Annotated in this window: 7 protein-coding genes; 1 reads left to right on the top strand and 6 read right to left on the bottom strand. The window is 68.0% G+C overall.

All coding sequences use genetic code 11. The features are described from left to right. Positions 1-64: 64 nt before the first annotated feature. The 5 genes from asnB to ACZ5ZX_RS05100 all read right to left on the bottom strand — a co-directional run bounded on the left by asnB (position 65) and on the right by ACZ5ZX_RS05100 (position 7,484). A complete protein-coding gene (asnB, locus tag ACZ5ZX_RS05120; protein WP_465500729.1) occupies positions 65-1,993 on the bottom strand; it encodes an asparagine synthase (glutamine-hydrolyzing) in 1,929 nt (642 codons plus the stop codon). A gap of 15 nt (positions 1,994-2,008) precedes the next feature. After that, positions 2,009-3,562, bottom strand: a complete 1,554-nt coding sequence (locus ACZ5ZX_RS05115) for a Wzz/FepE/Etk N-terminal domain-containing protein (RefSeq protein WP_465500728.1) — start codon at positions 3,560-3,562, stop codon at positions 2,009-2,011. Then, positions 3,559-4,839 (bottom strand): exopolysaccharide biosynthesis protein, encoded by a 1,281-nt coding sequence (locus ACZ5ZX_RS05110; protein WP_465500727.1) that lies wholly within the window; start codon positions 4,837-4,839, stop codon positions 3,559-3,561. Before ACZ5ZX_RS05110 ends, ACZ5ZX_RS05115 begins: the two co-directional genes overlap by 4 nt. A 151-nt stretch (positions 4,840-4,990) precedes the next feature. Continuing rightward, complete coding sequence (locus ACZ5ZX_RS05105; RefSeq protein ID WP_465500726.1) at positions 4,991-6,187, bottom strand: glycosyltransferase family 4 protein; 1,197 nt, start codon at positions 6,185-6,187, stop codon at positions 4,991-4,993. After that, complete coding sequence (locus ACZ5ZX_RS05100; RefSeq protein ID WP_465500725.1) at positions 6,168-7,484, bottom strand: nucleotide sugar dehydrogenase; 1,317 nt, start codon at positions 7,482-7,484, stop codon at positions 6,168-6,170. Before ACZ5ZX_RS05100 ends, ACZ5ZX_RS05105 begins: the two co-directional genes overlap by 20 nt. A 577-nt stretch (positions 7,485-8,061) precedes the next feature. Here ACZ5ZX_RS05100 and ACZ5ZX_RS05095 point away from each other — a divergent pair. Further along, entirely contained in the window at positions 8,062-9,465 is a 1,404-nt protein-coding gene (locus ACZ5ZX_RS05095; protein WP_465500724.1) for an SdrD B-like domain-containing protein, read from the top strand. Between the two features lie 65 nt (positions 9,466-9,530). Here the strand turns inward: ACZ5ZX_RS05095 and ACZ5ZX_RS05090 are convergent, their stop codons facing one another. After that, positions 9,531-10,217 carry a glycoside hydrolase family 75 protein gene (locus tag ACZ5ZX_RS05090; protein WP_465500723.1) on the bottom strand — a complete coding sequence of 229 codons (687 nt, stop codon included), beginning with the start codon at positions 10,215-10,217 and terminating at the stop codon, positions 9,531-9,533. Positions 10,218-10,240 lie beyond the last annotated feature (23 nt).

Below are 10,240 nucleotides of genomic sequence, written 5' to 3'. Positions count from 1 at the left end.
CGGGGGCGGGGTGAGCCTCGTGGGGGAGCGCTCGGGCCTCTCGGTTTAGAACCCGAATCGCCACTCACGACCCACCGGACCGAGCTGGGTCAGATCGGGCCGCGACGGCGCCGCGATACCAGTATTCGAGGGTCAAGATGTGCCAGAGATGCTTGGACCGGTCCTGCTGCCCGGACGCGTCTTCGTCGACGAGCCGTTGCAGGGCCTCACGGCGGAGGAACCCGGCCTTCACCAATTCGCCTTCGTTGGTCACCTCGCGCACCAGCGGTGCGAGGTCGCGGCTCATCCAAGCCCGCAGCGGCGCGCTGAACAGCCCCTTCGGCCGGTGCACGATCTCGGCGGGCAGGATCGACAGCGCCGCTTCCTTCAGCGCCATTTTCCCTTGGCGCTTCACGATCTTCTTGTCACCGGGGATCCGGAACGCGGCCTTCACCACCTCGATGTCGACGAACGGCGTCCGCACCTCGGTGGAGGCCGCCATGCTGGACCGGTCGGTGTAGGCGAGGTTGAGGCCCGGCAGGAAGAGCCGCGAATCGGCAAGGCACATGCGGTTCACGAAATCGGTCAGCGTGTTGTCGTGGTAGGTGTCCGCGTGTTCGGTGATCACGTCGTCGACCGCACCCGCCAGGTCCGGGTTCAGGAGTCCGGCCAGTTCGGCCTGGTCGTACATCGTGTAGCTGCGCCGGAACGCGGTCTCCTCGGGCAGTTCCGCGAACGAGAGGAACCGCTTGGCGAACCGGACCGACCGGAACCCGCGCTTCGACGTCGCCACCGGCAGTCTGTCCACAACGGACTCGATCGGACGGCGCACCAGACCGGGGACCCGCTGGTACTGGACGGCGATCTTGTTCGCGAGATGTTTGCGGTATCCGGCGAACAGCTCGTCGGCACCCATGCCCGAAAGCATCACCTTGACACCTGCCTCGCGCGCCGCGGTGCAGATCAGGTAGCTGTTGATCGCCGCCGGATCGCCGATCGGCTCGTCGAGGTGATACGTCATCCGCGGCAACAGATCGAGCACCTGCGGCGCGATCTCGATCTCGTGCAGATCGACGCCGAACTTCGCGGCGACCTTCTTCGCGTACATCAGGTCGTCCGGCATCGCCTCGAACTTCGCGTCCTCGGCCCGGAAACCGATGGTGTACGCGGAGATACCGGGCTGCTCGCGTGCGGCGAGCGCGGTCAGGTAACTGGAGTCGAGGCCGCCGGAGAGGAACGTCGCGACCGGCACGTCGGCCATCATGTGCTTGCTCGTCGAGTCCTCGATGACCGCGTTGAGGTCGAATTCCCCCTCGTAAGCCGCCCCTTCCTCGGCGACCTGGCGCAGCGACCAGAAGGTGCCGCGTTCGACGTCGCCGTTGGGCCGGAAGCGCGCCCAGCTGCCCGGCGGCAGCTTCTCGGCCTCGCGGAACGCGCACCGGCCGTCCGGAACCCAGTAGTAGAGCAGGGAAGCGACGAGGGCGGTGTCGTCCACGGTCAGGGAACCGCCGAGTTCGGCGGCCAGCGCCTTCAGCTCGGACGCGAACGCGACGCCCTTGCCCCGGCGCACCAGGAACAGCGGTTTGATGCCCAGCTGGTCTCGCACCAAGGTCAAAGCGCCGGAGCGTTCGTCGAACACGCCGAACGCGAACATGCCGCGCAGCCGGGAAAGGCCTTCGGTGCCCCACTTCCGCCAAGCCTCCAGCAGGACCTCGGTGTCGGAGGTCCCCCGGAACCGCACGCCCGCGGCTTCGAGCTCCTTCCGCAGCTCCGGCGCGTTGTACAGCTCGCCGTTGTAGGTCAGCGCGAGACCGTCCTTGACCATCGGCTGCGCGCCGGTCTCGGTCAGGTCGACGATCGACAGCCTTCGGTGTCCTAAATGGACTTCCCCGTCCCCGGCACGGTGGTCGTACCGGCCCGAACCGTCCGGTCCGCGGTGGGCGAGGATCTTGGTGAGCCGATCGGTGAGCGGTCCCCCGTCCGGCCACAAGTAAGCGCCTGCGATACCGCACATCTGCTTTTACTCCCCTTACAAGGCTTCCGCGTTATCCGGTGACACAGGCGCGAATCGTTTCGTCGGCTGATCGGCGTTGCCGACTTCCATGGCGCGTTTGTACGGCGTCGGATGCCCCTTCTTCTTCTCGCGCGGGAACATCTCCACCGGTTTCGGCATGGGCACGGCACGTCCGCGCAACGCCGTGTGCAGGCCGTCCCACAGTGTCCCGTCGGTGTGGTCCCGCGGATCGGGATCCACCACGACGACGCCGATGATCGGGATGCGCCGATCGGCGAGCTGACGCGCGACGGTGTGCAGCCATTCGGTGTTCGCGTACCCGGTGCGGACGACGAGGATCGTCTCCTCACCGAGGAATTCCAAATCGGTCCACGACGTCCCCGGCTCGACCGAGCCGACACCGATCCGGCGCTCCTGCGCGGAGATCGGCACGTCACCGCGGTCGAGTACCTGGATCGGGCCTTCACCCACCAGCCCGCGGAGGTCCGCCTTCGGCAGGTCGTCGACGAGCGAGACCGGCCCCTTCTCCGCCAGCTCCCGCGCCATGTCGACGGCGAGCGCGGCGGTGACCTTGCGGGCACCGAGGTCGAGCAAGGACACCGGTCCGCCCGGCTGCCGGACGGCCCGGACCAGCGTCGTCGCGACCCGCTGCCGCCGGGCGGCCGCGCGGGAACCCCGCAGGAACCGCGACGGTTCGGGCAGCTGCGCGATCACCGAGGCGCCGAGGTGCCGCGAGATCTCGCGGCGCAGCACCGGCCGGTCCTTGATCACGCTCGTGACGGCCGCGAGCCCCAGTCCGGCGAGCAGTCCCAGCACGAAGCCGATCCCGGCGTCCGTGGCGAGGGTCTTGAGGAAGGAACGCGGCAGGATCCGCGGCGCGTCCACGATCTGTGTCCCGGCGGCGACCTTCGGCGTGCCGATACCCGCCTCCTGCGCGCGGCCGTCGTAGTCGGAGATCTTCGAGTTCAGCTCCGCCCGGCGCGCGTACAGCCGCTCCAGCTGGGCCGGGTTGGCGTTGCGGTTCTTGGCCTCTTCGGTGACGATCGCCGCTTCGATGGGGGTCAGTTCGTTCTGGGCCTGGTTGCGCTGATCGAGCAGGGCCTTCTGCTGCGCCGCCGCGGCCGCCTGGTTGCGCGCGATGTATTCGGTGATGAAGGCGTCGGAGATCGCCTGCGCGCGGGCCAGCGCCTCGTCCTTGCTCTTGGCCTTGACCGTCAGCTGAAGGACGTTGTTCGTCAGGCCGAGCCCCTCGTAATCCTTGAGGAATTCTTCCGGCGCCTGGGTGCTGTTCAGTTTCTTGAGCGCCTCGGTGGCGATCTTCGTCGTCTGGAGCACGGCGACGTCGGTCCGCATCAGCGTCCCGCTGTCGGTCGGCGAGTCGTCGGGGTGGACGACCAGGATCTGCGCGACCGCGGTGGGCGGCGACGGCAGGAACACCGCGACCAGCCCGCCGACGATCAGCCCGAGCAAGGCGGTGGCCACCCACAGGCGACGGCGTCTCCGTACCGAGACGACCAGCCGCTGAAGGTCGATGAGCGGCTCGGATTTCACTTTCTCGGCGCTCGTCACGATGTGCCTGCCAGTGCTTCGTGGTCCTTGCGGGCGGGTGCGGCGGGGCGGGTGCGGGTCGGCCGGACCGGGCGGGTCAGGACGGTGCCCACCACGGTGAGACCGGCGTCGGCGCAGGCCTCGGCGATCCCGACCAGCTCCCACGCGGACCGGGAACCAAGGCTCGACACGACGAGCACGCCGTCGGCGGCGGTGTCTTCGATGACGGGACGGACCGGGGAAACGGTCACCGGGACGAACCACCGGTCGGCGAGACCGGCGATCCGCTCGGCGGCCTTCCGCCCGGCGTGGTCGCCGTCGGCGGACACCACCAGCAGCCGCCGGTGCGGGAGCCGGGACACCAGGCGCCGGTACTGGACGACGGTGTCGATCTCGTCGGGGAAGACGTCGACCCGCGGGATGTTCCACGGCCGGTCGTCGTGGAGGAGCTTGGCCCGCAGGGTGGACCCCGACGGCCGCTCGTCCACGACGTCGAAGGTGGCCAGTACCGGGCCACCGAGCGCCGCGGCGATCTCCTCCTCGTCGCGCAGCCGCCGGTCGGTGCGGGCGGTGAAGAGATGCCCGAACAGGCCGAGCAGGAAGAACAGTGCCGCACCACCGAGCGCGAGCTGCACCAGGGTGGGCGCGGCCGCCGAGGACGGCAGCTCGGCCGAGCCCAGCACGACCATGTTGCCGAGGCCGCTGGCGGTGTCGGCCGCGTTCAGGGTGGACATCGCCGACTCGATCGTCGAGCGCAGCCCCTGCAGTTCAGTGCGGAGCTGGACGCTCTCCACGGTCGTCTTGCCGTCGTTGACCTTCGCCGAAAGTTCGCTGATCCGCTGGTTGGTCTGCGCGACCTGCTGGCGCAACGTCTCGCGGCGCTCCTGCGCCAGCTGCACGGCGGCGTCCCCGGAACCGGCGATGATCTGGGTGGAGTACTTCACGAACTCCTGCGCGAGCTGATCAGCCAGCCGCTGCGTCTGTTCGGCGGTTTCGCCGGTGGCTTCGATGGTGATCACATTGCCCTGTGCGACCGACGTGGCCACCTTGTCCCGCAGATCGGCGCCGGTCTGGCCGTCCCCGAGGGCGGCGGCGGCCCGGTCGAGGACGACGGAGCTGGTCGCCACGTCGGCCTGGGTGAGCAGTTCGTCCGCCTCGCGCGGCCCCTGGAGCAGCACGCTGGAGGTGGTCCGGTAGCCGGGGGAAAGGATCACCGACGATCCCGCACCGACCAGGGCGCCGAGGACGGCGAGGACCAGCAGGGTCCGCCATCGTCCGCGCAGAACCTGTCCGATCATGGACAGGCGCACCGTGTCGTCAGTCAAAGCCGGGATCTCCCATCGGTGCCTGGCACCGCCGCGGATGGCGTATCACCAACCTCGTCGGCCCGATCGCGGCGTTGGTTACAGGATCGCCCGAGTCTTGTTCGAAACGCGACCGTGAAGACGGTCAACGGACCGCGGCCGCGTAGGCCGCGAGCAGGGCTTTCTGGGAGTTCTCCCAAGAGAGCGGACCGGCGACGCGCGCCCGCCCCAGCTCACCCATCTCGGCCCGCTGTTCCGGCGAGTCGAGCAGATGCGCGATCAGCTTCGCGAACTCCGGCTCGTCGTTCGCCGGCGCGTACAGCGCGGCCTCCCCGGCCGAGACCCGGGCCTCCCGCAGCTCGAAGGAGACGATCGGGCGGCTCATCGCCATGTACTCCATGATCTTGTTCATGGTCGACACGTCGTTGAGCGGGTTCAGCGGATCCGGCGAAAGGCACACGTCGGCCGCGGACAGGTAGCGCAGCAGATCCTCGTCGGAGATCCGGCCGGTGAACTCGACCTGGTCGTCGAGCTTCAGTTCCTTGGACAGCGCGACCATGGCGTCGAAGGCGTCGCCGGAACCGATGAACACGGCGTGCCAGTCGGTGCGGCCGACCTCGTCACGCAGGGACGCGAGCGCGCGCAGTGCGTAGTCGACGCCGTCCTGCGGGCCCATCACGCCGAGGTACGCCAGCAGATGCGGCTTGCCCTTCTTCAGCTCGGGCTCGGCCGGGACCATGTGGAACCGTTCGACCACGGGCGCGCTGCGCACGACGAAGACGTCGTCCGGCGACTTGCCGCCACGCTTCACGGCGACGTCCTTGTAGCTCTCGTTGGTCGCGATGACGACGTCGGCGGTCTTGTAGGTGCGGCGCTCCAGCGCGCAGACCGCGCGGTACAGGAGGTCCTCACCGCGGTCGAAGCGCGAGAGGTACAGCTCGGGGCAGAGGTCGTGCTGATCGAAGATGAACTTCGCGCCCTGGCGCTTGAGGTACAGCGCGACCAGGAACAGCATGTCCGGCGGGTTGCAGGCGTGCACCACGTCGATTTTCCCGCCCCGGCCGACCTTGCGGGCCAGGCGAAGGGTGTGCCACAGCGCGGAGCCGTACTCCTGGACATACCCGGCCGGGCCACCGGTGGCGGCCTTCAGCGGGTACCTCAGGATGTGGACGCCGTCGATGGTGACTTCGGCCTCGGTGTCCCGTTTCGTCCCTTGTGGACAGATGACGTGGACTTCCCAGCCGTCGTCGCGCAGCGTCTGGCACTCCTGCCAGACCCGGCGGTCGAAGGGGACGGAAAGGTTCTCGACGAGGATGAGAGCTTTACCAGGCAAGACCGACATATCCCTCTTCAGACCGGCGCCGGTCGGCGTCGGGTACGCGGACGAGATCGATGATGGTGTGACCGCCACCCGCCGGGAGCGCCGCGAGGACGTCCGGATCGGTGCAGCCGATGAGGCAGACCTCGGCGTGGTCGACGACCTCGCCGACGGAACCGGCCAGCAGCTGCCCGAGATGCGGCAACCTGCCCTCGATGTACTCGCGGTTCGCGCCCATCAGCCGCGAGAGGCTGACGTTGGCGTCGTAGATGCGGAGGTCGTAACCCTTGCCGAGCAGACGCTCCGCGAGCTCGACGAGCGGGCTCTCACGGAGGTCGTCGGTACCGGGTTTGAAGGACAGGCCGAACAGCCCGACCTTGCGTTTACCGGTACGCGCGACCAGGTCGAATGCGCGCTGGAGATGTTCGTCGTTGGAGGGCAGCACGTGCGAGAGGATCGGGACGGCGACGTCCGCGCGGTGCGCCGCGTAGACGAGGCCGCGGAGATCCTTGGGGAGGCACGAGCCGCCGAAGGCGAACCCGGGGCGGAGGTAGGCGGGGCTGATGTTGAGCTTGCGATCGGCGAGGAAGACGTCGATCACCTGATGCGAATCGAGCCCCAAGGCGCGGCAGATCGAGCCCAGTTCGTTCGCGAAGCCGATCTTGAGCCCGTGGAAGGAGTTGTCGGCGTACTTCGTCATCTCGGCGACGGGGATCGCGACGCGGAAGACCTCGCCGGGAAGCCCTTCGTAGAGCGCCGCGACGACGTCACCGCTGGCCGCGTCGAGTTCGCCGATGACGGTCTTGGGCGGGTCGTAGAAGTCCTTGACGCTGCTGCCCTCGCGCAGGAACTCCGGGTTGACCGCCACCCCGAAATCGACGCCGGCGGTGCGGCCGGACGACTTCTCGAGGATCGGGACGAGCAGATCGAGACACGTGCCCGGCAGCATGGTGCTGCGGAAGACGACGGTGTGCCTGGTGGTCTTCTCCTTGAGCGCTTCGCCGATTTCCTCGGCCACCCGCTCCAGGAACGCCGTCGACAGGCTGCCGTTGGGGGCCGAGGGGGTACCGACGCAGATGAGGGAGACTTCGCTGTCCGCGACCGCCTGTCTGACGTCGGTGGTGGCTCTCAACTTGCCCTGCGCGACCACCTCGGCGGTCAGCTCACCGATGCGCTCCTCCACCACCGGCGCCTTGCCGCTGGAGATGAGGTCGATCTTCACCGGGTTCACGTCGACCCCGACGACCTCGTGCCCACGCCCGGCCAGGCACGCCGCCGACACACAACCGACGTAACCGAGCCCGAAGACACTGATCTTCATGACGAATTCCTCCAGCCGCATTCCGCTGCCCGTTGGTCGGCTTGGGGACCGGGTTCGTTACCGCCGTCCCGAGTTCGCCTGCTTTTGGCGGAATGCCTGTGCGGCAAGGGAATTACTCATCGTTCGAGGGGCACGAAATGCTACACGGCGCGCGTAAGGGTTTCGTCTCGATTGGGGCGAGGCGGGAAGGGGCGGCGGCGGGACCGGGTGGGGCACGTGGGTCGTGAGTGGTAAGTGTCGTTAGAGCGAATCCTCTCTTAGGTACCTCGCGGCGGAGCGCGTGAAGGCCCCCTTCCCTCGGCTGAGCCGAGGGAAGGGGGCCTTCACGCGCAGCCGTTGTGACAGGTGGTGCCGCTGGGGCTCGTGACGGTCGTCCGGGCCGCGACTTGCCGCCGGTGCCGCTGATCGCACGCGACCGCTAAGAACGCCGAAGCCCCCTTTACGGTTGCCCGGCCACGGCACCGGAATGTTCCGCTCTGGCCGCCCCGCCATTCCCGTCTTTAGGTTCGATTCGTCAACGATCGCCTGGGGACGTCCGTGACGAACGGGCGTGTCGGGCGGGACTGGGGAGAACACCATGCGAAGAACATCGCTGCGCGCGATCGGAGTGCTGACGGCGGCCCTCACGGTCGCCGGGTTGGCGACCGCCGTGCCCGCCTACGCCGCCACCGGCCCCAACATCAAAGTGACGGCCAAGGCTCAGGAGGGCCGCTGGCTGCCGGGCGACGCCATCCCGATCGAGGTGACGGTCGCCAACATCGGTGACACGACGGCGAATCAGGTCAAGGGGTACAGCGAGCGGGAGTCCGGCGCTTACTTCACCGTCGACGAAGCCTCCTGGGGCGACCTTCGGTCCAAGGACGGCGCCACCTACGCGCCGGGCGAGAGCAGGACATACACACTCAAGGGCAGCGTGTTCACCCTCAACGAGGGCAATCCGGTGCTCAACATCGATGTGAGCGGATCGGAAGAAGCCGACTACTCGGACAACCGCAGCCTGATCACCGTCGGACTGCTTTCCCCCGGCACCACCGATCGAGTCGCCGGGGTCCTCTACGGTGACCGCGACGAAGACGGCAAGTTCTCCCCCGGCGAAGGGCTCGCCGGGGCCGAAGCTCGGTTGATCGGCCCGGGTATGTCCGAGCACCTCGTAGCGATCACTGACGCCGAAGGCCGGTTCGCCTTCGATGCCGTCCCGGTCGGCAACGACATCTCTTGGCACTTCGAGAAGCTTCCGGACGGCTGGGTGACCGGATACCCGCCGAGCCTGAGAGTGGACGGCAGCGGGCAGAACACCGCACTCGAGGGCAGGGCGATCCGCCCGCTGACAGACTCGTTGAGCGCGAAGATCTCGCTCGACAAGGCCAGCTACGCGGTGGGCGAGACCGCGACGGCGACAGTGACGCTCACGAACGTCGGCGCCCGCGAAGTCACCGGCCTGTACGCGGGATGTGACCCGGGCGGCTTCCAGCGGGGTTTGGAGATCCCGCAAACCCAGTGGGGCGCGTTCAGCTACGTGAACAAGGCGGGCAAGGTGGCCCCGGGGCAAAGCGTGGTCTTGAAGGTCACCGGCACGGTGCCCGCGAAAGCGGGCGCCTACGGTGAGACCGGGCTCGATTGCTGGTTCGACAACGACAACTCCTTGGGTTCCGGGCCGTATGCCTACCAAAACGCGAAGGTGCCGGGCGCCAGGGCCGACTCCCGCGGTCAGCTCTGGCACGACAGGAACGGCAACCATCGGCTCGACCCCGGCGAGGGAGTGGCGAACACGACCGTCGCCCTGAGCACGACCGACAAGAAGCTCGTGTCGCTCACCAAGACCGACGCCAACGGCTTCCTGACCTTCACCAACGTCGCGGTCGGCGGCTACCGGCTCGTCATACTCGGCCCTTGGCGGACGGAAGGATCCGGCGAGACCATCGAGGTCGTCGCAGGGCCTTACAACCCCGGCCAGTGGACCCTGCACGTGGTCCCGCGCTGATCATCCGAATGGTACGGCCCCGGAAGCGAAAGCCTCCGGGGCCGTCGCCGTACAACGGCTTTTCGTCAGCCCTGGACGAACTTCGCCGCCAGGCCTTCGCCCACGGACGTCGCCTTGTCGTGGTTCTCGATGGGCGACACCTTCGAGTTCTTGAAGCAGATGTAGGTCACGCCCGAGTCGACGCCGCCGTTCTTCGGGTCCGGGTTGATGCCCAGCGCCTTCGCGGTCGCGTAGGACGCTTCGCCGATGATGTCGTTCGGGCCGGTGTCACCGATGACGGTGTACAGCACCTTGTTGTTGTAGATCACCGCGCACGAGCCGGCGCCCTTGAGGCCGGACTTTTCGAAGTTCCACGTGCTGCTGATGCTCGGCACGACGATGTAGGGCGTCTGGTCGGCGATCAGCGCCTTGCCGTCGGATCGCGGGTACGCGGTGTCGGGCTGGAACCACGGGTCGGTGGTCTTGTTGCACCGCGCCGTCGGCTGCCCGTCGCAGTCGATGTCCATGTCGGCCTTCCAGAACACGGCGCTGCCCGCGTCGCAGACCGCGATGGTCCGGCCGGTTTCGTCGTCGGTCTTGTACTTGCCGTTCGAGACCTGCTTGCAGCTCGCGGTCTTCGCGAGCAGCTGCTGCGCGGTCGGGCCCGCCTGGATGGCGACATCCCCCGCGGAGGCCGGTGCGGCCGCGGCCGTTGCCGCCGGGGCCAGCCCCGCGGCCATCACCATCGCCGAGAACAGGAGCAGTTTCCGCATCCCGAACACCCCTTAGTTAATAA

This window comes from Amycolatopsis sp. NPDC033938 (assembly GCF_055575975.1).
Note: the sequence above shows the minus strand (reverse complement) of the source record. Positions and strands in the feature narration are given on the sequence as shown.

Excerpts from the sequence above, each read along its gene's own strand:
- ACZ5ZX_RS05090 (WP_465500723.1), bottom strand. The coding sequence starts at position 10,217 with ATGCGGAAACTGCTCCTGTTCTCGGCGATGGTGATGGCCGCGGGGCTG.
- ACZ5ZX_RS05110 (WP_465500727.1), bottom strand. The coding sequence starts at position 4,839 with ATGATCGGACAGGTTCTGCGCGGACGATGGCGGACCCTGCTGGTCCTC.
- ACZ5ZX_RS05105 (WP_465500726.1), bottom strand. The coding sequence starts at position 6,187 with ATGTCGGTCTTGCCTGGTAAAGCTCTCATCCTCGTCGAGAACCTTTCC.
- ACZ5ZX_RS05095 (WP_465500724.1), top strand. The coding sequence starts at position 8,062 with ATGCGAAGAACATCGCTGCGCGCGATCGGAGTGCTGACGGCGGCCCTC.
- asnB (WP_465500729.1), bottom strand. The coding sequence starts at position 1,993 with ATGTGCGGTATCGCAGGCGCTTACTTGTGGCCGGACGGGGGACCGCTC.
- ACZ5ZX_RS05100 (WP_465500725.1), bottom strand. The coding sequence starts at position 7,484 with ATGAAGATCAGTGTCTTCGGGCTCGGTTACGTCGGTTGTGTGTCGGCG.